This is a genomic window from Anaerospora sp., from assembly GCF_032013335.1.
Taxonomy (GTDB): Bacteria; Bacillota; Negativicutes; order Sporomusales; family DSM-15969; genus Anaerospora.
Genome location: NZ_DALZUO010000007.1, coordinates 111,947 through 137,382, shown reverse-complemented (window position 1 = coordinate 137,382; position 25,436 = coordinate 111,947). Strand labels below are relative to the sequence as shown.

Below are 25,436 nucleotides of genomic sequence, written 5' to 3'. Positions count from 1 at the left end.
TTGAAGCCACCTCCAAATTTTTTTGCATAAAAAGCTCCTCTCTTTCCTGAATTCAACTTGTTCAATCAGTTGCAACCTCTATATAAGCAATTATTGTGCCAAATCTGAATTCACTAAATAATCAGGCTTGCGGCCACCTAAAGTGTGATAATTGACTCACACCCTATTTCGATATTTTGCCTGTGCCTGAATCGCGCAGCCTTTTGCTCATGCCACATAAACAAACAGTGTGATGATATAATCACACTGTCTGTTTATACACTCACCCCCACTTATGGGCATTAGCCGCCATAAGTAAAAAGGCACTTTCACAATATGAAAGTGCCTTTCCTATCTATTTACTTCACTAATTCCTCGGCCATTTGATCAATCCGCCGGGCCATCACATTAATATCTTGTACCGTGCCTGCCACACTAGTGACCGCTTCTGCAACCTGAGAAATAACATCATCGATTTGCAATATTCGGGCACGAGTATTTCTACTGTCTCCCTGGATATTAGAAATGATTGCACTAATCCGCTTTATTGATTCAGCACTATTAGCCGCCATTTTACGAATCTCATCTGCAACCACCGTGAAACCACGTCCCTGTTCTCCAACCCGGGCAGCTTCAATCGCAGCATTCAGGCCTAATAAATTCGTCTGAGTAGCAACTTCCTTATTCAGATCGATGATCTGATTGGTTTCACCCATCCGTACTTCGGATTCCTGCACCAATTTAGCCACCGTCTTACTAACGGCCGATATTTCCTGCGTTTGCGCCGATATTTCTTCCGTTGTGCTTGCCAGAATAGAAATACTGTCTGTCAGCTTAGCCGCCATATCCTTTAACTCATCCTGCCGGTCAGTCGACTCGAGAACACAGGCCGCACCGATTATTTCATGGCTGTCATTATAAAGTGGAATAGCGGTGGCGATATACGCCACACCATACAAGGCCTTATCAACCTTAACAACGATCCTGCGGCCTTCATGTACTGCCCTGTAAACAGCGGTCCCCTCTACCAGCGGCACACCGATCTTACCTTTGAGCTCAAGCTTTTCGCCTGACTTATACAATATTACTTTTTCCAAATCAGCTAAAGTTACTGCCACATCACTACTGTATAGTTCATTTAAGAACGGCAATACCTTCGCAAAACATTGTAGCGTATCATCTGTATGCATTTTTTATCCTCCTTAACATTCTTTCAATTGGCTGCACCATTGATATAAGCAATAATTATGCCAACAAAATAAGCCCTTGCTATCGTCTGCCGACGAAGCAAGGGCTTATTTCGCGATTTGTTACCGGTACTTGATGCCCAGGCGGCGCATCTTCTGATACAATAACGAACGATCCATCTGGAGCATTTCAGCGGTTTTTGTTATGTTTCCCCCGGTTTCATGGAGGATGGTTAAAATAACATTTCTTTCTGCCGCAGCTTTAGCTTCTTTAATCAGGTCTTGTGTGTTTGTGATTCTAACTGGTTTTTGAATCTTTGGCATTAACCACTCGAAATGCGATAAATCAAGCAGTCCGGTTACACAAAGACCAACCGCTCGTTCCACGGCATTTTCCAGTTCGCGAATATTGCCCGGCCACCCATATCCTTGCAGTAAAGACAAGGCTTCTGGAGAAACCTCGACTGGTCCCAAACCTGCCTGTTCCCTGTATTTTTCGACAAACCTCTTCACAAGCACCGGAATGTCGGACATTCTTTCCCTTAAGGGCGGTACCTTTATCGGAACCACATTAAGACGATAAAATAAATCGGACCGGAAAGAGCCTTGCTTTACCATTGCCTCCAGATCATCGTTTGAGGCTGCCACAATCCTGACATTAACAGAGACCGGTGCCGTACCGCCGATACGTTCTATTTCTTTTTCCTGCAGCGCACGAAGCAGTTTGGCCTGGGCCGGTAAGGTGAGTTGACTTACTTCATCCAGGAAAAGCGTTCCCTTGTTAGCCAGCTCAAACTTACCCTTTTTTCCTGTCTTCCGGGCTCCCGTAAAAGCGCCTTCCTCATACCCGAATAATTCAGATTCAATAAGGTCATACGGCATAGCCGCACAATTGAGTTTAATAAACGGATAATGAGTCCGCAGGCTTTCCTGGTGCAGGGAGTGGGCAACCAATTCCTTGCCTGTTCCGGTCTCTCCCTGGATAAGTACGGTAGAGTCAGTGCACCCGGCACGTAATACTGCTTTGCGCAGCTCAACGACTCCGGCGCTTGTACCTGCAATATCCGCTAACGTATACCGTGCTCCGGAATACTTCTTAAGCCTGTCCTTATAATAGTCTACTTGCCCGCGCAGGTCCTGCAAAGACTCAAACAGTTTTTCCGATTCTTTCAGCCTGTCAAATACACTATAGGAAACGGCCCCGATAATTTTACCGTCTTTCATTAGCGGCCAGCGATTACAGATACTCGTATGGCCTGCGTAACAAAATACATCACCCCACATAGCCTTGCCCGACTCCAGTACAACAGGCAGCTTACTGTTTGGAATGACCTGCTTCACCGGTATTCCGATCAGCTCTTTCGCATTATAGCCCAATTCTTTTGCATAGTTTGCTTCAATATAGACGATATTGGACTCACGATCAACAACTACCAATCCATGCACCTGGTCCAAGAATTCCTTCATTATCTCCAGTCGTGAATCCATTGTGACCATTCCTCTTACCCCCCAATGAGCTTTGCTCCATGCTTTCACATATACACGGTGACTCTCTTATCTGCTCTCTACACAAGCAAGTTTCATGCCCAAATGATTAGCTCGTCATCATAATAACACAGATAAATTATATTATCCAAGAAAGATCCTGTATTTTTTCAAAAATTCAAACTTATCCTTATTAGCTGCGGCTGCAACCCGCAACCCTGGATAACCAAGAAGAGCAAGAGGCAATGTTATGAGCTAACAATGCCTCTTGCTCTTGTACTCTCACTCAAAGCTCTATGATCTTGGTTGCAATATTGTCGCAGAATTCACTGTCATGCTCAACAAATAAAATAGTAGGGCCATATTCGAGCAGCAGCTCTTCGATTTGCATCCGGGAGATGACATCAATATAATTGAGCGGTTCATCCCACACATGCAAATGAGCTCTTTCACACAAGCTGCGCGCAATGAGCACCTTCTTCTTCTGTCCGGCGCTGAAATCAGCCATATCCTTTTCGAATTGCAACCGCGAAAAATCCAGCTTGCGCAGGTTGGCCTTAAAGATACTCTCATCAATGCCATGCTCCCGGGCATAGTCACTTAAATTGCCTTTCAGATAAGCCGTATTCTGCGGCACATAAGAGATGACTAGCTGGCTGGCTTTTCGCAGCGTGCCGGTATAGGACAAAGCCTCACCTGTCAACAGCTTGAGTAAGCTCGATTTGCCTGACCCGTTTTTGCCGTATAACGCCACCCGGTCTCCCTGCTCGATAGTGAAGCTGACATCCTTGCAAGCCTGCTTCTCTCCATAGAAAATCGAAACTTGCTGCAGCTCCACCAGCCGTCCGGTGTAGAAATCGGTCTGCACGATTTTCAGCTTATCGGCACTCTCAATATTCTTTAGCAGCTTGGATTTCTCCTCAATCGCCGTCTGCTGCCGCGTCTCGATGGACTTGGAACGCTTCATCATCTTCGCCGCTTTGTGACCGATATATCCCCTGTCAGGCCGTAAGCCCGAATCCCGCGTGCCAAACTTCGTCTTCTCCACTTGCTCAGACCAGGCAGAGGTACGTTTGGCTGCCGCTTGCAGGCGGGCAATGTCTTTATGAAGTTTTTCGTTTTCCGCCAGTTCAAAGTGATCCTGCATTTGCTTGTTGGCCCACCAGGAGGAAAAGGTACCTTTTTGAATCTCAATATTGGTTTTATTAATCGAGAGAACGTGATCAATACAGTTATCCAAAAACGCCCGATCATGGGAGACGAGAATAAAGCCGCGCTTGCTCTTCAGATAATCACTGACCACTTTTCTGGCCTCCATATCCAGGTGATTGGTCGGCTCATCAATTAAGAGGAAGCTATTCTCCTTCAAAAACAAAGTGGCTAACAGCACCTTAGTCTGCTCACCGTTGGACAGCGTAGCAAAGGGACGGTACAACACATCCTCATCTACCTCCAGCAGTGACAACTCGCGCATTACCTGCCACAGCTCGTAATCGGGGTAAATGCTTTCGATGACATCAATCGTATGATTCTCCGGCTCGGTTACCGCGAAAGGGAAATACTCGAAATTGGTTTTCGCAGCAATAGAGCCACTGTATTCGTATTTGCCAAGCAGCAGGTTAAGAAAGGTCGTTTTTCCTCTGCCGTTCCTGCCGGCGAAGCCCAGCTTCCAGTCTGTATCGATTTGAAAACTCACGTTTTCAAAGATGTTATCATAACTGCCGTCATAGCCAAAAGTTAGATTGGTAACGTTAATCAAAGACATAATAGTAGCCCTCCTGTATAAAAAATATGAGCTGCAAGAAAGCAATTCTTGCAGCTCATAAATACAGCAAAGCCAAGCCCAAACCTAAGGCATGACAAGGATATATTCCGTGAGTGAAAAGAATGTGTCTTTCTTGCACAGGCATAATAAAGCAAGAGGGGTTTGACCGCTCTAATCTATTATGCTCAGAAATTAGCAAGAAAGAATAATCATCTTTTCAACTCCAATCGTCTATTTGCCATTATTATAGCATTCCTAGTTTTTATATTCAATAAACAGAACCTGGAAATCCAGCAACTTTATTCAGACTTATTATTGCTCAGTCTGCTGACTGCTGCGGCAATCCGCTCCAAAGCCTCGGCCAGCAGAGAACGGGGGCAGGCAATATTCATCCGCATAAAGCCCGCTCCTCCCGGCCCAAAGGTAGAGCCTTCGTTCATTGCCACCTTTGCCTTCTCCAGGAAGAACTGCTGCAATACCTTGGGCGGCATCTGCAATGCCCGGCAATCCAGCCAGATCAAATAAGTCGCCTGTACGTCGCCGACCTTAAGCTGGGGAATCCGTTTGGCAATGAATTCCTTGAGGTAGCTCAGATTGGCTTCCAGATAGGCCAGCAGTTGATCGGCATAATCATCGCATTCATTGTAAGCCACTTCAATCGGTAAGGTGCCAAATACCGTTCTGCCATAGGCTTTGTTATCCGCCAGGGCAGCGTAGAACCGGTCATGCTTGTGACGGTTCGGGATAATCGCCGCCCCTGTCCGCACACCGGCAATATTGAAGGTCTTGCTGGGATTGACGCAGACCACGCAGTTATCCGCTGCTTCCGGGGATAGGCTGCCGAACGGGATGTGGCGATTGCCGCCATACACAATATCCGAATGAATTTCATCGGAGACCACCATGACATGATGCTTCAGGCACAGCTCGGACATGCGGGTCAGCTCTTCTCTGGTAAAGCATTTGCCGACAGGATTATGGGGGCTGCACAACAGAAACATGGTTGTCCGCTTTTGACTCAGCAGTTGCTCCAGATTAGCAAAATCAATGGCATAGCTGCCGTCCGGCTGTAAGACTAGCTCATTGCCCAGGATGTGCCTGCCGTTATGGGGGATGATCTCATGAAATGGATGGTACGCCGGCATTTGGATGACAACATTGTCACCCGGATTAGTAAAGGCCCGCATGGCATAGATAATCGCCGGGACAACGGCCGGGGTATATTCCACCCAGTCAGGATCAACGTCCCAGTCAAAACGCTTTTTCTGCCAGTTCACAATCGACTGTTCAAACTTCTTGTCATTAATGGGATAGCCATAAATCCCATGCTGTGCTCTTCTTACCATGGCATCAATAATTGGCTGAGGGCATTTGAAATCCGTATCGGCAATCCATAACGGCAGTACATCCGCTGCATACGTATCCCATTTCTTGCATTCCGTCCCTGTCCGGTCAATCCGTTCGTCAAAATCATGTTTGATCATCACGATCCACCTCTCCCTTTTCAACTATCCACGCTACACTTGCCCCTCCGACTGAATCCCCAGCTTCCTGCGCCAATAGCGCGAGTATACGGCGCCCAGCGGGTTATGGGCAAGCACTCTGTCCTTTGCCGCTAAGCAGGATACAGGTACCTGGCAGGCACCGGAAAACAGGGCATCATGACCAACACATAAACCCACCGTAACACAGAACTCAACAGCTTTATCCTGCAGCAGCCTGGCCTGCATAAGCGGGTTGCACATCGTTTCGCGGGCACCGGCCTTGATCTGCTCCAGCGTCAGCTGCTCTTTGGCGATGCCGCAGACCTTGCAGCAAACCGAATAGACCTGAAAGCTTTTGGCCAAATACGCTTCAATCAGTTTGGCTTCCTCGCTAAGACCGATACAGAAAGCCAGACCGAATTTCGTATAGCCCATGAGCTTGCCAAACTCGGCTGTCTCCTCTAAGCGGGTAAGCTGATTATAAAACCGCGCTTCCGTGCAAGCCGCCGCCCGCATCACCGCCAGGCGTTCCTCCGTATAGGCTGCTTGTACAGCATCAACAGTCATTCCCGTACAATTCTGCCCTGCCAGATAGCACTTGTGGTGAGTACATTTCGCACACTTCATATTGCATAGCTCCTTATGAGTTGATAAAAACAAAAGCCACATTGACAAGTGCCGCTACCGCCATCGGAATGGCAGTCCGCTTGACCACCTGTACCGGTGATACACCTGCCACCCCGGCAATTGCCACAATAGCGGCAGTAATCGGTGATACAACACGGCCAAAGCTGGTCATAATCTGCATCGGCAGCAGCAGTGTAATTACCTCAATATGCAAGGCCGCCGCAATCTTCGGAGTAAGCGCGGCGAAAGAGAAAAACGCCGCATTGCCTGACCCCATCAAAAAAGCACAGCAGGCAATGACAATACAAAACAGGATAATGAGCGCCTGAACCCCCAGGCCCAGCTCCTGTGCCCCTGCCGTCAATGCATCAACGGCGCCAATCTTCATCAGACCGGCGGCAAATACTTCACCGGCAACGATCAGGCTGACTACCGTCGCAAAGCTGTTGCCCATACCTTCGTACAAATACTTCAGACTCTGCAAGACAGCGCGAAAGTCTTTCAACCGTACATACTCGAAGGCCATGCTGATAAAAGTACTGACAAACATCGCCGTAACAACATCCATCTTAATTGTGCTTTTAAACAGCGGGCTGAAGCCAAGAATAAGCAGCATAGGAATGACGGGCAAAATCGCATACAGTAACGGCGGACGGCTATCCTCTTCCTTCCCGTAATCCAGCGAGGCATCATAGCCGGTAAAGCCCTCCTTCTTGTCCCACCATTTTTGCACAACATAGTGAGTAATTCCCAGCAGCAAGGTGGTGACAACAAAAATGGGCAGCTGGTGATTGACGAAGTATACAGCCGGGTCAAGCTTACAGAGATTCGCGGCCAGAATGGCGTTGCCCGAACCGGGACCTACATCCATATACTGCGCGCAGCCGATAACCCCCAGCGCGGACAGCTTGCTCACACCGGCCCGGATCAGAACGGGATACAACATGACCATGAGCAAGAGTCCTAATCCGGCATGACTGGGAATGAACAAGACCAAAAACTGGCTCATAAAAAAGCTCAGCACCAGCAGCAAATAGGGTGATTTAATGTGCTTGATCGGCGAGGCCACTACGGCAAATAACGCTTTACTTGCCCCGATGTATTCCATGTACCTGGCAAACCCGGCAATGGACATAATCGTCAGCCCCAGCCCGGCAACGCGGGAACTGAGCAAAACACTGCCGGTATGAAAAATATCTAAAAAGACCGAACCGGACGATTGTTTTCCGTCCAGCAGAGCAGTATTGCTAAATTGGCACGCTGCCAGCAGCAGGATCATGCCTGCCGTTAACAGTACCGCCTGAGGATAATACTTTTTGACAATCATATAGACAACCCAGGCAATGACGATTCCTGTGATGATCATCATGGTCATGTTTTCCCTCTGCCTCCTTTGCTTGTAACATCATTTCAGTTCTCCCTGCCATTTGCCGGTAACCGCAGCAGCAATGCAGTCTGCCATCGAGCCGAACCAGCATTGCATACCGGGACTTCCCGTTAGGCAGTGCGCCAGCTTAGCCGAATTGGTCGCCACCACCTGCGCACCTTGCGGTTTCACCCTGCCCTCGGCCGGACAGGCGTCACTCAGTAACACTCCTCCCGCTTCGCTGATGATGCGGGTATAGACAGTGCGGTCGGCCACTGTCTGTAAGGCCCGGGGCGTAACGATCCATAACCTCACATTGCTGTGCACCTTCCGGCCTGCAAGCAGGTGGCAAATCTCACCTAACTCTTCCAGCGAACAATGGGGACAGCCGAGAATCACCCAGTCAACAGTACTGTCATGGGCACAGGCATTGAGCATATCAAAGGCCAGCATGCGCTCAGCCTTGCCGAAGCGCAGTACATCCAGCGGCTGCTTACCGCCAAAGGCATCATTTAGATTGTATGCTTCAGCGGTAATGCCCGGGATATGGAAAAGCTCACACTCACCCGCTGCCTGTAATGCTGCACTCAGACCTTTCAGCCTGCCCAAATTGGGTGCATGTTGAATGCTGTAAAAAACCGGCTTGCCTGACTTTACCAGTTGGCCGGTATAATAGCCTAACAGCTCCCAGTCCAGCGCACTCTTTACCTCCCACTCAACATTAATAAGATGCGTGCCCAGACGATTTTCGGGAAGATGCAATCCCCAATAGGGAATCTTACCGGTGAGCATAGCAGCTATAGCTATCTCACTGCTTTCCCCATTGGTGCGGGCACCGAATACCGAGTTGATATACACCACAGCAGACGACTTCTGCCAGGCACAATGCTCTCCTTTGACAGGTACATTGCCAACCAAATAAGGTACGCAGGTGCACAATTGATTGACGCCAATCGAAGCAGCAAATGCTTCATCAGCTATCTGCTCCTTATACTGTTCTTGGTTTACGCCTTGGAGCTGCCACTGTTCAGGGTCAAAGCCAGTCTCCATTTGACAGGAATATGCCTTGACCAAGGGAAAGTTACTAAGCTCCGAAGACTCCAGGTTGAACATTGACAGTACCGTAGCCAGCCTTATGTCGCCGCAGACATTGTTCGTATCAATGAGTTTTTCTGCGCCGACTGACTCTCCGTAATGTACAAGCAACTCTATGGCCTTTTGCCTGACTTTCCCTTCGCTTCCGCCTACTATGGCTTGCTCTTCAACGGTTAGTTTCATGTTAGTCCCTCCTACCTTCCGGGATTTCTAACAAAGGTTTACGTTTTTTTATTGTTGCGCTATAATGGAAATGGATTGTTCTGGAAACTCACACTTTTCCTGTATGCGCGCCAACGCATGCAGGGCATGACAAATAGACAGCATTCACCATAGTAATGCTGCTGATTCTTTGCAACGCCTTCATCAACTCCTCATTTGATTGTTTCGAACTATTTCGTTCGGTTAAAAACTACTCCCCCTTTCATAAGTTTTATTCTAATGCAAAAGCTTTAACGTGTCAATGCTTTTACGTTAGTTAATTAGGTGATTACTTTCTACTATAATTGCTTTAGCGTTAATTGGAGGATATAATATGATGAATACTGCAAAACGCATTATTCAGTTGCGGACAGAAAAGAATTACTCGACGAACAAGCTCGCTCAGCTTGCCGGAATCGGTCAGGCTACCTTGCGGGATATTGAAATCGGTAAAAAAAATCCTAACGTTACAACTCTGGAGAAAGTCTGCCAGGCCCTGGAAATCTCTCTGGCTGAATTTTTCACGGAAGCTAAACCTGTCCCAATCATCCGGGAAGATAATGAGAAATATAATCTGCCCGAGGAAGTCAAAAAGGAAATTGCGTTGATTGAGGAATTTGTGCTGTATAAGCATGGGATACGGAAGCGGGAAGAGATGGAATAGTCGGGATAAGATGACTTGTCATCGTGCAATAGAGACAAATCACAGTTAAGACACATCCCGTTCTATACATCTCTAAGTATCAAATTATTTAGCTATGAAATACGCTTTTCTTATATATTTTTAGATAATTTCTGAACCGTGATCCGTAGCTGTCTGATTACTTCCTTATATTTTAAGAATTAGATAGTAGTTGTTCGGTAGGTATTGTTTGTGCTCTCTAACTACTACCGTCGTTCATTTTAGCAAACATATCAAGTCCACATTAAGAAGACTTGATATGTTTATTTTAGTCCACATTTAGAAGACAGTCAAGGGGGATTTTCTATGTTTAGACAAGAAATTTTTTGTGAACGCTTACGAACATTACGTGTATCTCAAAATCTTACCCTTGAACAATTAGCCAATGAATTAAGTTTAGTCAAACAAACAATAGGTAATTGGGAGAAGGGAGTTCGTACTCCTAGTCTTGAGGCCAGTATTGCTCTAGCTGAATTCTTCAATGTGTCGCTAGATTATTTAGTTGGCTTATCTGATAATCCAAGAAGAAGATAGCTAGGACCTTCGGGTCCGGCTTGAGTTATAATAAAAGATCCTGACATGATGAATAATGCCGAACCATTATTCAATTGCTGACACAAAAGAATATTAGACGAACACCCGCCGTTCTTGCTGGAATTGTCCAGCTACATTGCGGGATATTTAAATCGGCAAGAAGAATAACAAGGTTGACAACTCTGGAGAAAACCTGTCAGGCCACAGAAATTTCTTTGGCTGAATTATTCTCAGAGGCTAAACCGATACTGGTCATTTGGGAAACTAATGAAATATAACTTGCCCGATGAACTAAAAAGGAAATTGCCTTAGTTGTGCTGTATAAGCAATTCGGAATCGGGTAGAGACGAAGTAAGAAGAGATGAGAAAAAGAACCATCCAAAGCTAGGCAAGTGGGTTAGCTTTAGGTGGTTCTTTTTCTGTTTATTATAATGGCACTAAGTCTTGAAAACGCTCTATCATAATATTTAGTTACATAAAAAAGAAATAGTAGAGAAATTTGTAATATTTCTCAATACCACTTCTCGTAATAAAGTGAAGTCTCACTTGTAAAATGGAGTTTTCTTTTATTACATTCCTCACATAAAAGTTGAAGATTGCTTATATCATTTAAACCACCAGATGCCAACGGTATAATATGATCATAATTTAATTTGTTTTGAAATGATAAGGTTCCCGAAACATCTTTATTACATTTTACACATCTGCCTCTATCACGATAAAAAACGGCCTTTTTAGCCCACGATGGTATAGATACTCTTTTTAAAATACACTTGTGTTTAAAGAAAGGCCTATTTTCAGGTTCAATTTCATTCAAATTAAGTTTCACTAAAATTCTCGCCATCATTTCGTTAAAAATTAATAAAATTTTTCTATTGGAAAACATCACAAAGAATACTTCTTCAGTAATTTTCTCGATTAATTCTAAAATTTCACCACATTCATATAAACTGCTAAGATAATCATAAATATCATCCATTGTAGCAGAAAGAAAGTTTTTGCTATTATCCCTTAACCATTCTTCAAACAAATCATTTTCTATTCCATAATTATTAAAATATTCATCTACTGGAAGTATTGTTATTTTTTCTAGTTCGTCTTCTGGCATAAATTCTCGATAATCTAAATAGTTTTTTTGCATTGATTTTAAATCAACATTATTGGTTTCTTCATCAATTATTGTTTCAACTATAAAATGAATAAATTGGTGAAATGCGGAATACCTTTGAAAAGGCTCCGCAAACCATTGGATTTTTCCTTCACCATAAAAATCATTCAAACTTATTAGATACGAGATTTGATTTGTTAAAATCCCATCAACAATATTAGCAAAATAGTATGATGCATAATGCCCCATTTTTATTCGATTAGGATTCACTAATATTCACCTCATCTCAGAGTTCAAAATCTTTTCAAATTTATCTTTTTTGTTAAATCAAATTTACGAGTAATACATTAAATATTAATACTCCAGCCTACAACAGTCCATAATTAGGTAAAACCTAACTCTACAGTTGCTTGGAAGAATTTGCACTGTATAAGTATGAGATTCGACTGCAGTAAAATGAAGCAAGTTCCTAAATGAGGCATAATAAACCACCTAAGTAATCGAATAGGCTTTACTTAGGCGGTTCTCTTTTATTCCACTAAATTTTCAAAATACCTACTTGATAAATGCCACTGCTGCTTAATTAAATCAAATACGCAATGGAACTATTCATTTTATCTGAATAATTAACGCTATTATCACTGAAAAACAATAACAGTTTCTAAGAAAAAACTGACGAAAATACACCTGAAAAAGCAGATTCCTTAAAGAATAACTCTTCTACGCCAGCTCTAACTTGGTAAGCGATATATTTATTAATTACTCGTTGTGTGTATGTCTTTTTTAAGGAGGCTACTTTTGTCCAATCAGTCAACTCATCTTGACTTAATGTTTGAACATTGTAAAAATCCCATTTAACGAAAACAACTTTATTACTATTAATTTCCGGTACTGCCATTGTTTCAAAATTTTTATCGCTATTTTTTAAATAAGTTTTTAAATACTTAGATTCAAGTTGTAGCTCTTTGCCTTTAAGAAATTTATAATAACATTCAATTTTTTCCGGTCGTACAGTATCGCAAAATGGTGTAATACAGAATATATACTGCTTAATACCATCTACCTGACGAACAAAGATATCTCCAGTACGAGTAACTTTACTTACATTTCTACTATATTTCATATTTTTAGTAAAGCGATTAACTTCATTCTCATATGCTCTTTTTAAAGTATTAGTTTCATTAAATTCGCCAAGAAAGATGATACAGAACAGCAACTGTTTTAAATAAGTTTCCTCTATATCAGATTTGATCTTTTTAGCCTCTACTTGAATTATATTTCTTAGGCAATCTAAGGTTAATTCTTCCCTTTGGCGAAATTGCTCTTGAAGTCCTTTGATAAACGCCTGGTTATTTTTCTTTAAAATATCCTTTATAACATTGTCACTAACATGATAAATTTCTTTAAATACATTTAACTGCTCATTGTATAATTGTTCCGTTAGAGGGAAGCCTAATACTTTGTCTTTTACTTTATTCAGTTTAGTTTTTATATAATCTTCAAAAGGGTCTACCGTTGAATCCGTGTTATCTAAGTTCTCTAAGAGTAGCTCCTTAACCAAATCAGACAAATTTGAAGCTCCTGATGTTATGGCCTGCGTAAGTAATACTCTTTCAAAGGGTGCATTATATTGTTGAACTGTTTCTCTTAAATTCTCGTTTAACGTGTTAACTTTTGCAATAAAATGAAGTGTTAATACTTTATTATTACAAAGTTGCTCTGCAACACTATTTAATAACCTTTTGGGCATAACTTTCTTTTTAGAAATCACAAACCCGATTAGTCCTTTTCCATCTTGTCCACCTTTTTCTTCAAAAAAATAACTATCATCTTTTTTAGTAACTAAGTATTTATTATTTCGACATAATACATCTGCAACTTCATTAAGATTTGCTTGGGTATAAATAATTACGCATTTTAATCCTTTTTTTAATTTCAAGAATTTGTCTAATATACGTTCAGATGCACGTTTTTTATTAGCTATAATCTTTCCCTCTTCTAGTTCCCAATCCAAAATTAAAGCTTTAGCACTAGTTAGAATTGGTTTTAGATTTGCTAAGTGTTTTGTAACATCTACTCGGTAATCATACCAATAGGGATGAGTAATTATTCCAGCCCTGATGAAAGCCTGATGGGTTTGCCTGGGAACACCATGAAAGTACAGTCTTAAATCATTGTCTTGAACTTTATTTATAAGATATTCTTTAATTATTCCAGTGTCCTGTTCACGTAATGTTGTTGTAATGATTGACGCCATTTGTTTGTAGGCATCGTTTATTTCCTGTTGGCTAGACATAGTTGATTCCGTGTTATTAAATTCCTCTAAATTATCTATATCTTCGGGATCTATTATTTCTTCGTCAGCTATTTCATCTAAAATTGTAATATTCTCTTTAACAGTATATAACTGATCATCAATCAATACAGCGTTATCAAAATAATCTTTTAATACATCCACAATTGCCTGAGTATTACTCATGGGCAAACTCCTCCTCAAAGAAACATGATTCTTTAAACTCAATAAAGAAACATGCTCCAGATAAATTACGCAACTTTTGATTTGAACTTAATATTCCAATATTATGTCCTCGTGATTGCAGTATGTCTTTGGACAAGAATAAGCCCAACCCTCTTCCTGATGGCCTCCGACTAAAAAAAGGTTCAAATATTCGATCAATATCTTTATCAGAAATTCCAGGACCTGTATCGTGTATATAAAGTCTTTTGAAATCATTAGAGAGATAAAAGTGAATTTGTCGATCTTCTCGATTAAGGAGCCAATAAATTGCATTAGCCGTAATATTGATTACCGGAGTAAAGATGATTGGCTCTGCTTCTTTTAAGCGAATATTTTCCGGAATATCTATCACTATTTTTACCTTGTAACGGTAAATATCAGCCGAGAAGAAATCAAGTGTATTAATAAGAAACTGTTTAAGATTAATGTCAGTGCGTCGCATCCGCACCTGTCTGTAAAGTGGGCTCATTCGCTGATGAAGACGCTCCAACGCCTGAAAGGCATTACTAAGTGTATCCACTACAGGTTTCGCTTTAGTATTTCTTAATGAAACACTTAAAGTTGAAAGATTTTGACTTATGTCGAAATGTAATGCATTAAACTCATGACTGGTTAATTCGGCTGCCAGACCGACGGCCGACAAATCGCGATAGAGTGCAACCTCTTTTTTAAGAAAACCAATATAATTATCGTCATTTAACCATTGATTATTTTCGATTTTCTCAATACTTTCTTCCACCCTATCCAATAGTGTCTCAACATTTTTCAGCTCTTCTGCACTTGTCATCTTTTGTCTAAGTTCTAGAGTACTCTTCTGATTAATTTCAATTTTTGAATTGATCAATTGAATAGTATTTTCGGCTTTAGATATCCATGTCCTCAGTTCATCCTTAGGAAGAACTTTCTTATTCCCTACCGAAAGAAGCTCTGATACAGCCTCCTCCATAGCTTCATCTATTAAGGGATCAATAATAGATTCCTTCTTTTTATCCTCTAAGACTTTATTAAAGAGAAGTGCGATATCTTGTTCAATATCTTGTAGTTTTTTATTTAATCTGTTGGTCAGGCTGTTTTTCAAGTCCCTTTTCTCGTTTTCAAAGGCATTTACTTGGTTATTATAATCACGCCACACACTTTGAAGTTTAACAAGTAAAACTTCTTTTTTTCTTACTGCAGAAAGGATTTCTTCTTCCGGAAACATACTCTTATATTTTAATTCAAGAATCTGTAGTAAATTATTAGTTTCCTTTTGAAGTTTTAAGGTCAACTCCTCAATTTTATAGTTAGCGGTTTCGATAGCATCAGTGTATTCCAAACTGTGTACATATCTTTGATTTATCGTGAGAGTTAATGGCTCAAAATTTTCAGCAATAATACCAAAAGCCTTATCTTGTAGCCCTCGTAAAATGCTTGAAAAATCGCCTAAGAGACCTATGCTATAAACGTCTGTGCTATCTATTAAATCTAAAATTTGACAATGGATATTGTTTTCAGCAACTTTTAAATTTTTCTGAAAGCCCGCTACTTTAGCAGTGAGCTTTTTAAAGTACTCTCGTTCCTCAATCTGTTCTCTCTTAATTGCATCCTCAAGACGTTTTTTTTCAGAACGGGTTTCTTCTATACGAGAATTTCTTGAGCCTCTACGTCCGTTTTTTTGTCTGGTTTGAAGGAAATCAACTGCCCACCACTTTAAAAGATTGGATGCTACAGCTTGGAAATAATTAAAACTATGATTTTCTACAAACCCTTCACGACTGGATTTATCAAGCAGATCAGGATTTTGCTCTTTAGTAATTGAAATATATCCAAACATACGTCTATGACTAAATAGCCAGGTACCGGCACGTAAAGTACGCCTTCTTTCAATTTCAAGAAAGTCATTACCTGCCTCACCATAGGGTAATATTCTTAGTCCATCTCTGTATACAAATATGCCACCAGTTCGGTCTAATTTCGATGTAATTAACTCATGTTGATCTTTGGGAAGGATTGAAGTGTCACCTTCAACAAAAAACCACTTTAATTTTACAGGCCCACAGTCATTATAACTCCCTTTATATAACCCATGAGTGAGAGGTATCCGTTCAAGTGTAGTAATGTCTTCACCTACCTCTGTTTTTATATGTGCCGTGCCAGTAAAATATCCGTCCTCAATAATTCCCTTTAGAGCGTAATCGTACATGTTCAACTCTTCTCTATTTAAAAATGTTTCTTTTTCAAGAACAGCGCCATTGATGTGAATTTTAGGTGTAAAGTCCATGTTAGATTTTATATAATTATCATCATCTTTCTCCAAAAAATCGATAAAGTTTGCGAATGCGAATAATAACTCTCTCATCCGCAACCTTTTTTGTTTCATACGTTCGTCAAGAACATTGGAGACGTCGCCTAAAGCCTCATAGACATGCCAATCTAGCTCATTATCAAGGTGAGTTATATAAAAGCTTGTTCCAGCACCGCGTTTCTCAGTTGTTCTCAAACGCTTGAAAAGTTCCTCATCTAAGGTAAATGACTCTAGATCTTTTTCAATTTTATATCGATCTCTATCAGTCCAGACATTTTTATCATTTAAGTTTTTTAGTAAAACTTTTTTTAGTAAATCTAAATCATTTGACAAAAACTCTTGTATCTCTATAAGACTACTAAATTTTCTTGTTGGAATTTCAATATCTTCAAGAAAAAGCTTTTCGTTGCGAAAAAGATCCCAGTGCAAATATAGAAGGGCCCACTGACCAGTCGCTCTGCGCTTGGAGATAAGGAGTAATTGATCTCCAAGTAAAGAAATTGCTAGTCGTCCAATTCCTTTCTCACCGATCTTAACACGTCCCTTGCGTGTAATAGTCTTGCCTTTTCCCCGCTTTGAGTAGGTGCCTAGGGTTAACCAGTGTTGTTGTATATCTTCTTCAGTCATTCCATCACCGTCATCCCAAATTAAAACGCGACCTATCCTGGTATCAATCATGACCAATCCTTCATCAGCGTCGGCGTCATAAGAATTCCGGAGTAATTCCGACAATGCCGTAACTTCATCCCTGATCTGTTGTTTGCCAAGTAAGTCAACTGCTCTTGCTCTTGTTCTAAAATTCGCCACACTTTTCCCCCCATACGGAACTCCGATAAACACAATTCAACATAAAAATTCAACATTTCCAAAAAATTCCCTGCTACTAAATTACGTAATTCAAAAACAAGGAATTTATTATTCTATCAGCGAATTATAAATCTTTACTTTGAACGAAAGGAGGCTTTTCGTGACAAAAGTACTCTCATTTACACAAACCGAAATACAAGGCCTCTTAAGTTCCAATTCTCGCCTGGTATATGACCCACTGAAGAAAATCTATTATTACCTACCTAATTCATCTATTGATTATAATCTACCGGATGAATGTCTTTCAGTGATAAGCCTATTCACAGGTGGTGGCGGTTTGGACCTAGGTCTGGAATGGGCTGGCTTCAGAACAACATGCTTTGTTGAAAACAATCGTCATTGCGTTAAAACTATAAAAGCTAATAGACCGAATTGGCTTCATATAGACAAGCACTGCGGTGATGTCTCTAAACTAACAGCTGAAGATATTCTTACGGCAGCTAATATGAAATCAGGTAATGTAGGGCTTGTAGTGGGAGGTGCTCCCTGTCAACCCTTTTCAAGTTTAGGATCAAATGCAGGAGAGTCAATTCCTAACGGTCAGCTCTATCGTCACTTCATAAATTTAGTTAAGGAGATTCGGCCTATGATGTTCTTATTTGAGAATGTCCGTGGAATGGCCCAGAACCATAAAAAAGTAATTGAATTTATGAAAGATGAGTTTAGCAGTATCAACTACGGTATTGAAGTAGGTTTACTCTGTGCGGCTGATTACGGAGTCCCTCAAAAAAGATATAGAATATTCATCATAGGAAGAAGAGATAACGAGAAGCCAGGCTTTCCTTTTCCTACGCATGCGGAAGATCCTAAAAAAGCGTTACCCTACTTTAAAAATTTATGTGATAATAATCAGGCAGTTTTTCCATACAGACGCCTTAAGAAGTGGCGCACTGTCGAGGAAGTCTTCAGTGAAATCACCGAACATCACTTGAATAGGAGTGACTCTTTTAGTGCTGACCTCTCACCTCATATAATAGAAATGATTAGACATATTCGTCCTCATACCAGAGATTGCTGGCAAGATCTACCTGTTGATTTAATGTTTAACTGTTGGAAAAAGGGCAAATTTCAAGGAAAAGATAATTTTGGTCGCCTGCTACTAAATGAGCCAGCTGTCACAATCCGAACTGGTGCTATTTATCCCGCGAAAGGTCGTTACATACATCCAGTTGAGAATCGCGGGCTAAATACTATAGAAATGGCCGCACTTCAATCATTTCCGTTGTTTCGTCGACGAAATAAAAGATGGCTATTTCAGGGTGGAATTATGTCAGTTGCCAGACAAATCGGTAATGCCGTTCCCCCACTGCTGGCCGAAGCACTTGGTCATACTCTACGGGAGCAAATTACTGAAATTTATAAAAAAACTACAATATCCAATAGTAACTAAGAGTATTATCACAAGTGTGATAATACTCTTTTCAGACTATCATTCAAAAAGTAGGGCGGCATCTCCACATTCATCAGCCTAAAACTGATAGAAGGTCGTGTATAAACATTTATCTTTCTGATTCACCAAACTTAAGAAACTGAAACGTGAACCCTAGCCATTTTGCTAGGGTTAGTTGTTATATGAGATCTAGTTGTTAAGGCAGCTTATCCAACAACTTAACTCAGCTCCATCAGAAAATTTCAGTCTTTGAAGTTCCATCGAAACAACTAATTATCTGCATACACTCGTTTATAGCCGTATTTATACTAACTTTACACTTTAAATACTCCTGCACCAAAGCCTCATATCTTTTTTGTTCTTTAGGTGTAAGATTTCCTTGTATCATTAGAAACGCTACGGCACTAAACATATGCTCTCTCTCTTGCTTATACCTTTTGCTTATTGTTATTAACTGCTTTTTTGCTATATTCCAATCATCATCTGAAGTGTTGGCCGCGCTCTCAACGCTAGACTTTAAAGATATAATTTTGTCTATAGTATCATGATGTAGGATTTTGATGTTTTCTTCAAGTTCAGAAAGCCAATTGGCTACCGAAAAGGAACTAATTTCTTTCGATACTAGCTTACGGGCTTCATCATATGTCATATCTTCAATAATTAGTTTTAATTCTAATTCTTCTAAACGTCTTGCTTTAAAAAAGTTAGCGTATTGATAATACATAGCAAAAATTAGAGAAATTAAAGCAATCACAGAAGCCGTTGCCTTAATTACAAAAATATTTTTTTGGTAGTATGCTATATAGTTTATCAATAGAGAATGAAGCGGAATTGTAGAAACCACCATCATAATTAGACAGATAATTACCCATACTTTATAACTTATTATAGGCCACAATATATAATGCTTAAGTTTAGGTCGGTAAAAGTAGTTACTTTTAAGTTTCCAGATTACACCATCTATCCATAGATCGTAAATTAAAAGTAATACTGCAGAAAAAAAACTACATGACATCACAATAAAAGGCCATCTAGGAACTGGAACTATATTAAAATAGAGGTAAAAAAATTGGTTTGCTGCTCCAAACGTTAATCCAACAATGAGCATACCAAATTTTCTTACTCTATCTCGAATAACATCTACTTCTGTTAAAATTTTTCTTTGATCTCTACTAGTAAGTACAGTTAATAATGCTGAAAACCACAACAAACTATTTGATAAAGTAATCAAAGATATTAAGAAAACTCCAACTGCAGGAATTTCATTTATTAGCGGTACTAAATCCAAGGACTGATAGGTAATATAGGCAATGGCACCAAATAATGACCATAATGTAAGGCCCGATGCTGAACGCTTTTGATATTCTCTGTCATTAAATTTAATGACATAATTAACGAGGTCCTGTTTAGAATTTATATCTTTGGTCATATCTACATTCATAGTCCACCTCATTCTTTAAGCATATTTCAAACTGCAACAACCATAGAAATTTCACTCTGTAAAAGTGCTGACTTCACAAGGTTGACTTATTTAAGTTAAAACGAGATAACAAGCCCTAAATTCTGGAGCTTCTTTTGTTCAACTTTTTCATTCACTGATGAGGCAGGCTTGAGTTACTCTAAAATTAACTTATTTTAAAATTATTTACCATGCTGTATTGAAAGGGTGCTGCCTAAATAACTCAAACCGGCCCCGCTAATGCGTCCTCATTACTAAGCATTAGCGGGGCTGGCCGCATTATACTTTAAATTTAGCAACCAGTTTTCCCATCGCTTCAGCCAAATGTGATAATTGCTGAGCTGTTGCGGTGAATTCCTGGATGGACGCCGTCTGTTCTTCGATTGCTGCAGCCGAATCCTCAGACTGAGCAGCAATGTGTTTTGAAACACCTGCTATGCCTTGCGAGGAAGAAGCGATATCCGCAAAACTTGCGGAGGTTTGTTCATTAAGTATTGTAATCTCCTCAACTGCCTTTTTACTGCTAGCGGACCAGGATATGATTTCCTGCAATGCCGTAGCAAGATTGCCAACAGCTGCCTCAATGTGAGTCAATTCGCCTCCCAGTAAGGTGTTCGCAGTATGAACAGTATCCACTTGTTGCTGTACCTGTAATATTTTCGCAGTGACACTGTTGGCGGCTTCGTTAGTCTGCTCTGCTAGCTTGCGCACCTCTTCAGCCACCACGGCAAAGCCACGGCCTGCCTCACCAGCCCTGGCAGCTTCAATTGCCGCATTCAGGGCGAGCAGATTTGTTTGCCCTGAAATCGCTTTTATCAAATCGATGATTTGACTGATATCCCGAGAATGTTCGGACAACAAATTAATATTTTCCGTAACTTCGGCAACGGTCAGCTTTAACTGTTCGGTACGGTGGTTCACTATTTTGGCATTCTCGTCACCGTTATTAGCCTGTCTCTGTGCCTCTTCCGATAGCTTTGAGGCTTCTCTGGCGTGTTCAACCATTTTCCGGATACCGGATGCAACACTTTCAGTACTGGTTGCCAGTTCATTCATATTCTCATTCTGCTTATTGGCGCCCTCAGCTACTTCTTGCACTGCCACTGCAACATGCTCAACTGCCCTGCTGCTTTCATCGCTTGCTTTTGCAAGCATTTCCGCCAAATGGCTGACCTTATATGAAGTTTCTTGCGACACTGTAATGATTTTTTGCACATTGCCAATAAATATATTGAAATACTTAGTTACTTCGCTGAGTTCATCCTTGCGTGTATCATCCAGACGAATCGTGAGATCCCCTTCGCCTATTGCCACTTGCGAAAATGAGGCGGCCAACTGTCGCATTGGTCTGATTACTTGATTAATAATAATGATGAATGCCAAAATGGCAACACCTAAACCTAAAACTGACACAGTCAATTGAATCTGTTTGGACAGCGTTATTTTATTCTGCGAACTTTGATCAAGCAAATTTACCAGTTTGTTGACTTCCCCCACATAGGTTGGAACCATTGTACTGATTTGATCAACTTTCCCCTGCATGTCGTCAGTTCCATTTGGGAGTGAAAGAATTAACGCTTTATATTTTTCCCAGAATGTTTTCACGGCGCTATACTGTGTTTTACTCTCAGCTTCGCTGATAGCAATAAGTTTAAGGGATGCATCTCCCTTTTCAAAGCCGTTCATTATTTTGTCATACATGACAATTTCCTGTTCTATCTCTTTGCTAATCGCTGCTTTATTTGCGGCAGGCACCGATACGTATTGATTGCTTAGCAGGGCAAGCTTATACGCTCGCATCCGTAGACTTCCCGATAAATTGATTGCGGGAGCATCTCCCTGTAAAATGCCGAAGGTATAAAAGTTTATACCTAGTAAACCAACTATAAAGATCACTAACATGAAAATGACTGTTAAGAGCTTCGCTTTTATAGACACAAATATTCTCCCTTATAACTTTAGTATTTTTATGTAAATACGACGCGTCTTGATAAGAACCTCCTATAATCATCACATTAACTGATAAACATTCTCGCTTTACGCAATTTAGCAGCTGCTTCGCCGCGCAGGCAGAAAAACAAACTATACTTTGTAGTAAACAACAAACCCCAGCCAAATGGCTAGGGTTCGTTGTTGTAGGAGATCCAGTTGTTAAGGCAGCTTATCCAACAGCTTCAACTCAGTTCCATCAGAGAACTTCAGTCGTTGAAATTCCATCGAAACCACTAATTGATCCGCTGGCGTATTGAACATCAGATTATCAGATTGGCTGAACATATTAACCTCTTTGCTCCAGCTCATATCGACTTCTTTGCCAGGAGTTGTTGTTCCGGTTGCCGTAACGGTATCTTTGAGCAGCAGTTTCCCGTCCTGGGTCTTTACCGTTATCAGCCCTTGGAATTCACGTATGTCCTTTTGCGTTAGGAAGGTGATGCGGCTAGGGAATGTAACTACTTTTGTATAGCGATTAGAGCTTTGCTTAGTGATCGTGATATTTTCTAAACGAATTGCACTATTGATTTCTGCGATCGTCTGTTTGTTGATTTCCGCTAATTTTGCCGTCTCCAGTTCCTCCAGTTTTTTCACAAAGCTGGCGAGATTACTAATCTCGGCAATTTGCCAATAGCCATCCATTTCCCGCATTTTTACTTCTAACACAGTCGTACTGTTTAACTTAGGATAAAACATGTCTAAGCCAACAGTCGCTATTTTCCCATCTTTATTGGTATAGGCTACGCCTTTAAATTCAGCCTTACCGCTGCCCGTATTCAGTAATTCTTTCATCTTAGGATTATTGGGAGCCTGGCTGGCAGGAAGCTCGGTTGTTCCTTTCTCAACAAAGGCTTTAATTTCGTCTTTGGCAACGGCAACAAGCTGTGGTTTGAGGAGCTTAACCAACCCTGCAGCAAAATTTTTCGTAGTATCATCTTGCACATCCTTGGGATCGTTCAATTTTAGTTCCAGTAATTGATCGATAGCCCTTGAAGTAACGCTGTCAACATCGACATACTTATTGAATGCCGCCAGATCGTGCTTAACAACCGATTCCTGCATTTGCTTTAAGGAGTATTGAGGCGTCTTCGTCCAATACCAGTACCCTAGCAAAGCAATGACGATTACAGCCGCCACTACTGCTAGCACTATTTTTTTCTTGTTAGTTGTCAGTTCACTTGCAGTATCTTGATTTACATTAGGTTCCATTGTGAATTCCTCCATCCGTTATTGCTTTTGTCTGTTAAAAAACGCAATCGCTTGCGTGATGGCCGCTTTGCTTGCCTTCGGGCAATATGTACTGGACAATGGATTAGCAAAGCCATGCAATGCATTGACCTGAACGATGCTGGTATTGTCTTTGCCTGACAGCTCGTGAATGAGATGATTTACGTCAAAAGACTCTTCCCGCCTCGGAAAGAAAAGTAAAACAGTGCACTTAGGCACGACATTCTTGTAGTCCCTGATTCGCGAACCATAGAAGCCGACGGCTCCACTATACAGACCTGCCCGCTGGCTGCATAACCAGGCTAAGGTAGCACCGATGCTAAATCCGATGATAAAACGATACTTGTAGTCCTTCTGAATTTCCAGCGACAATTTTTCAACCTGTTGCTGTGCAGCGCTAAAGCCGATATTTTGCATAAAGCTGCTGTAAGCGGCAGCCTCTTCCCCGGGGCTGAACGTTTGATTCGGCAATAGCAGATTCGGGCATAGCACATCATTTTTACCGTCAGCTAGCGTGTTGCAAATGCCATTAATATGACTATTAATTCCGTAGATTTCATGCAAGACAAGGATGACAGTATCTGAATTGCTCTGTATCTGTAACATAACGCACCACACCTCATAGAGTTACAAAATAGATTCTTTACTTACATTATAATTACCTCTTTCTTTAGAGCATTCAAGAGATTTCAGCCTCACCCCCGCGAAATTCCTAGCAGATCCCCCTCCCCTTCCTGAATTTCCTACAGCAATACCAGACTTTTTCTGATGGTCCAATTGCTGAAATAGTGCGATAATTCATGGAGGTATAAAATGAGGAGGTATAGTATGATCGAGTTATTTTGGAAGGTTTTTGCGACCGGTCCCGACAGAGCGATAATGTCGCTTAACAGCGAAGTCATCGCAAAAGAATTTAACAAAAGACGTTGGCAAGTTTTCACCTCTATTACGTTAGGTTATGCACTATTTTATGTTTTACGGCTTAATTTTTCCGTTATTAAAAAGCCCCTTATGGCTGCCGGTGTATTGAATGCGCAGCAACTTGGTCTTATGGGTTCGGTATTTTTTATTACGTATGGTCTTGGTAAGTTTACGAACAGCTTCTTAGCTGACCGGATGAATAATAAGCGCTTCTTTGCGATGGGGCTTTTTATGTCGTCCATTATCACTGTTATCATGGGTTTTACCAATCAGTTTATGCCTTTAGTGGTCTTGTGGGGCATTAACGGCTGGTTCCAGTCTTTTGGCGCTGGCCCTTGTATCGTTTCCCTGAATCAATGGTTCACGAATAAAGAGCGCGGAACTTTCTATGGTATTTGGTTTACCAGCCATAATCTGGGTGCCGCTTTTACCTATTTAGCGACCGCCGCTATTGTCACTGCCTACAGCTGGCAATTGGGCTTCATCATGCCTGGTGTTTTCTGCTTGATTGGTTCCATCCTGATTTACTTCTTTATGCATGACCGCCCTGAATCCTATGGCCTGCCTAATGCGGAAGAGCATAAAAATCCCGAAGGCTTTGCACTGATAAAAGCTGAAAAAGAAAAATCCATTTCTGCCTTGCAATGGTCGGTTGTAAAACGCCCTGCAGTATGGATTCTCGGTTTATCCAGTCTCTGCTGCTACATTGCCCGTTATGCGATTGAAAGCTGGGGCATCATCTATCTGACCGAAGCCAAAGGCTATACCACTTTAGGTGCCAGCGGTGTTTTGAGCGTTATGCAGTTTGCCGGTATCTTCGGTGCTCTCACCTGCGGTTTGGTATCTGACAAGTTTTTCAACCACAAACGCAATATGCCTGCCTTGATTTACGGCGTTTTGTATGCTGCCTCCATTGCTGTCTTCTTATGGGCACCCGCTAATGCCACCACTGATATGCTCAGCATGTGTGTGTATGGCTTCACAATGGGAGCATTGGTATGCTACCTTGGTGGCTTGATGGCTGTTGATATCTGTCCGAAACGCGCTACCGGCGCAGCCATGGGTATGATCGGCTTACTCAGTTATTTTGGTGCCGCCTTGCAGGAAATGGTCAGCGGTTATCTAATTAATGCCCATATGACGATTGTTAATGGCAAAAAAATATATGACTTTGCTCTGGCCGGTGACTTCTGGGTAGGCTCGGCTGTTCTTTCCTTCCTCTTAGCCGCTATGGTTTGGAATGTGAAAGCCGGAGATTGATCTAC

General features: G+C 41.4%; 18 protein-coding genes. 4 read left to right on the top strand and 14 right to left on the bottom strand.

Features of this window, described 5'->3' with window-relative positions; genetic code table 11:
* Nucleotides 1-338: 338 nt before the first annotated feature.
* From RTR76_RS08400 to RTR76_RS08370, 7 genes are all read right to left on the bottom strand, one after another.
* Entirely contained in the window at nucleotides 339-1,169 is an 831-nt protein-coding gene (locus RTR76_RS08400; RefSeq protein WP_312519151.1) for a methyl-accepting chemotaxis protein, read from the bottom strand.
* Between the two features lie 120 nt (nucleotides 1,170-1,289).
* The gene (locus RTR76_RS08395) at nucleotides 1,290-2,663 is read right to left on the bottom strand and encodes a sigma 54-interacting transcriptional regulator (RefSeq protein ID WP_312519149.1); all 1,374 of its coding nucleotides are present in this window, start codon (nucleotides 2,661-2,663) and stop codon (nucleotides 1,290-1,292) included.
* Nucleotides 2,664-2,937: 274 nt separating this feature from the next.
* Nucleotides 2,938-4,416, bottom strand: a complete 1,479-nt coding sequence (locus tag RTR76_RS08390) for an Lsa family ABC-F type ribosomal protection protein (protein ID WP_312519147.1) — start codon at nucleotides 4,414-4,416, stop codon at nucleotides 2,938-2,940.
* A 299-nt stretch (nucleotides 4,417-4,715) separates the two neighbouring features.
* Complete coding sequence (locus tag RTR76_RS08385) at nucleotides 4,716-5,900, bottom strand: MalY/PatB family protein (RefSeq protein WP_312519230.1); 1,185 nt, start codon at nucleotides 5,898-5,900, stop codon at nucleotides 4,716-4,718.
* A gap of 33 nt (nucleotides 5,901-5,933) precedes the next feature.
* Nucleotides 5,934-6,527: a DUF1847 domain-containing protein gene (locus RTR76_RS08380; protein WP_312519144.1), complete on the bottom strand. Its 594-nt coding sequence runs from the start codon at nucleotides 6,525-6,527 to the stop codon at nucleotides 5,934-5,936.
* 13 nt (nucleotides 6,528-6,540) lie between these two features.
* Nucleotides 6,541-7,902, bottom strand: coding sequence for a C4-dicarboxylate transporter DcuC (dcuC, locus tag RTR76_RS08375; protein ID WP_312519142.1), 1,362 nt, complete (start codon nucleotides 7,900-7,902; stop codon nucleotides 6,541-6,543).
* Nucleotides 7,903-7,932: 30 nt separating this feature from the next.
* Nucleotides 7,933-9,171: an aconitase X catalytic domain-containing protein gene (locus tag RTR76_RS08370; protein WP_312519140.1), complete on the bottom strand. Its 1,239-nt coding sequence runs from the start codon at nucleotides 9,169-9,171 to the stop codon at nucleotides 7,933-7,935.
* 352 nt (nucleotides 9,172-9,523) lie between these two features.
* On the opposite strand from RTR76_RS08370, the gene RTR76_RS08365 reads away from it, so the two are divergent.
* Nucleotides 9,524-9,853, top strand: coding sequence for a helix-turn-helix transcriptional regulator (locus RTR76_RS08365; protein ID WP_312519137.1), 330 nt, complete (start codon nucleotides 9,524-9,526; stop codon nucleotides 9,851-9,853).
* A 324-nt stretch (nucleotides 9,854-10,177) separates the two neighbouring features.
* Nucleotides 10,178-10,405, top strand: coding sequence for a helix-turn-helix transcriptional regulator (locus RTR76_RS08360; protein ID WP_312519134.1), 228 nt, complete (start codon nucleotides 10,178-10,180; stop codon nucleotides 10,403-10,405).
* 511 nt (nucleotides 10,406-10,916) lie between these two features.
* Here RTR76_RS08360 and RTR76_RS08355 read toward each other — a convergent pair.
* The 3 genes from RTR76_RS08355 to RTR76_RS08345 all read right to left on the bottom strand — a co-directional run bounded on the left by RTR76_RS08355 (nucleotide 10,917) and on the right by RTR76_RS08345 (nucleotide 17,122).
* Nucleotides 10,917-11,783, bottom strand: a complete 867-nt coding sequence (locus RTR76_RS08355) for an HNH endonuclease signature motif containing protein (protein WP_312519131.1) — start codon at nucleotides 11,781-11,783, stop codon at nucleotides 10,917-10,919.
* 391 nt (nucleotides 11,784-12,174) lie between these two features.
* On the bottom strand, nucleotides 12,175-13,992 hold the full coding sequence (locus tag RTR76_RS08350) for a hypothetical protein (RefSeq protein WP_312519128.1): 1,818 nt from the start codon (nucleotides 13,990-13,992) through the stop codon (nucleotides 12,175-12,177).
* A complete protein-coding gene (locus RTR76_RS08345) occupies nucleotides 13,985-17,122 on the bottom strand; it encodes an ATP-binding protein (RefSeq protein ID WP_312519125.1) in 3,138 nt (1,045 codons plus the stop codon). The genes RTR76_RS08350 and RTR76_RS08345 overlap by 8 nt, the downstream gene beginning before the upstream one ends.
* A 160-nt stretch (nucleotides 17,123-17,282) precedes the next feature.
* On the opposite strand from RTR76_RS08345, the gene RTR76_RS08340 reads away from it, so the two are divergent.
* Nucleotides 17,283-18,572, top strand: coding sequence for a DNA cytosine methyltransferase (locus RTR76_RS08340; RefSeq protein WP_312519122.1), 1,290 nt, complete (start codon nucleotides 17,283-17,285; stop codon nucleotides 18,570-18,572).
* 232 nt (nucleotides 18,573-18,804) lie between these two features.
* On the opposite strand, the gene RTR76_RS08335 is transcribed toward RTR76_RS08340, so the two are convergent.
* The 4 genes from RTR76_RS08335 to RTR76_RS08320 form a co-directional block, all read right to left on the bottom strand.
* On the bottom strand, nucleotides 18,805-20,013 hold the full coding sequence (locus RTR76_RS08335) for a hypothetical protein (protein WP_312519120.1): 1,209 nt from the start codon (nucleotides 20,011-20,013) through the stop codon (nucleotides 18,805-18,807).
* 297 nt (nucleotides 20,014-20,310) lie between these two features.
* Nucleotides 20,311-21,969 (bottom strand): methyl-accepting chemotaxis protein, encoded by a 1,659-nt coding sequence (locus RTR76_RS08330; protein ID WP_312519116.1) that lies wholly within the window; start codon nucleotides 21,967-21,969, stop codon nucleotides 20,311-20,313.
* A gap of 213 nt (nucleotides 21,970-22,182) precedes the next feature.
* The gene (locus tag RTR76_RS08325) at nucleotides 22,183-23,232 is read right to left on the bottom strand and encodes a DUF2939 domain-containing protein (protein WP_312519113.1); all 1,050 of its coding nucleotides are present in this window, start codon (nucleotides 23,230-23,232) and stop codon (nucleotides 22,183-22,185) included.
* 18 nt (nucleotides 23,233-23,250) lie between these two features.
* Nucleotides 23,251-23,856: a dienelactone hydrolase family protein gene (locus tag RTR76_RS08320; protein WP_312519110.1), complete on the bottom strand. Its 606-nt coding sequence runs from the start codon at nucleotides 23,854-23,856 to the stop codon at nucleotides 23,251-23,253.
* Nucleotides 23,857-24,078: 222 nt separating this feature from the next.
* Between RTR76_RS08320 and RTR76_RS08315 the strand changes: the two genes are divergently transcribed.
* Entirely contained in the window at nucleotides 24,079-25,431 is a 1,353-nt protein-coding gene (locus RTR76_RS08315) for an MFS transporter (protein WP_312519107.1), read from the top strand.
* Nucleotides 25,432-25,436: the final 5 nt, after the last annotated feature.

Bases quoted from the DNA above. Each gene is read 5' to 3' on its own strand.
- RTR76_RS08400 (WP_312519151.1), bottom strand. From the start codon at position 1,169: ATGCATACAGATGATACGCTACAATGTTTTGCGAAGGTATTGCCGTTC.
- RTR76_RS08395 (WP_312519149.1), bottom strand. From the start codon at position 2,663: ATGGTCACAATGGATTCACGACTGGAGATAATGAAGGAATTCTTGGAC.
- RTR76_RS08390 (WP_312519147.1), bottom strand. From the start codon at position 4,416: ATGTCTTTGATTAACGTTACCAATCTAACTTTTGGCTATGACGGCAGT.
- RTR76_RS08385 (WP_312519230.1), bottom strand. From the start codon at position 5,900: ATGATCAAACATGATTTTGACGAACGGATTGACCGGACAGGGACGGAA.
- RTR76_RS08380 (WP_312519144.1), bottom strand. From the start codon at position 6,527: ATGAAGTGTGCGAAATGTACTCACCACAAGTGCTATCTGGCAGGGCAG.
- dcuC (WP_312519142.1), bottom strand. From the start codon at position 7,902: ATGACCATGATGATCATCACAGGAATCGTCATTGCCTGGGTTGTCTAT.
- RTR76_RS08370 (WP_312519140.1), bottom strand. From the start codon at position 9,171: ATGAAACTAACCGTTGAAGAGCAAGCCATAGTAGGCGGAAGCGAAGGG.
- RTR76_RS08365 (WP_312519137.1), top strand. From the start codon at position 9,524: ATGATGAATACTGCAAAACGCATTATTCAGTTGCGGACAGAAAAGAAT.
- RTR76_RS08360 (WP_312519134.1), top strand. From the start codon at position 10,178: ATGTTTAGACAAGAAATTTTTTGTGAACGCTTACGAACATTACGTGTA.
- RTR76_RS08350 (WP_312519128.1), bottom strand. From the start codon at position 13,992: ATGAGTAATACTCAGGCAATTGTGGATGTATTAAAAGATTATTTTGAT.
- RTR76_RS08335 (WP_312519120.1), bottom strand. From the start codon at position 20,013: ATGAATGTAGATATGACCAAAGATATAAATTCTAAACAGGACCTCGTT.
- RTR76_RS08325 (WP_312519113.1), bottom strand. From the start codon at position 23,232: ATGGAACCTAATGTAAATCAAGATACTGCAAGTGAACTGACAACTAAC.
- RTR76_RS08320 (WP_312519110.1), bottom strand. From the start codon at position 23,856: ATGTTACAGATACAGAGCAATTCAGATACTGTCATCCTTGTCTTGCAT.
- RTR76_RS08315 (WP_312519107.1), top strand. From the start codon at position 24,079: ATGATCGAGTTATTTTGGAAGGTTTTTGCGACCGGTCCCGACAGAGCG.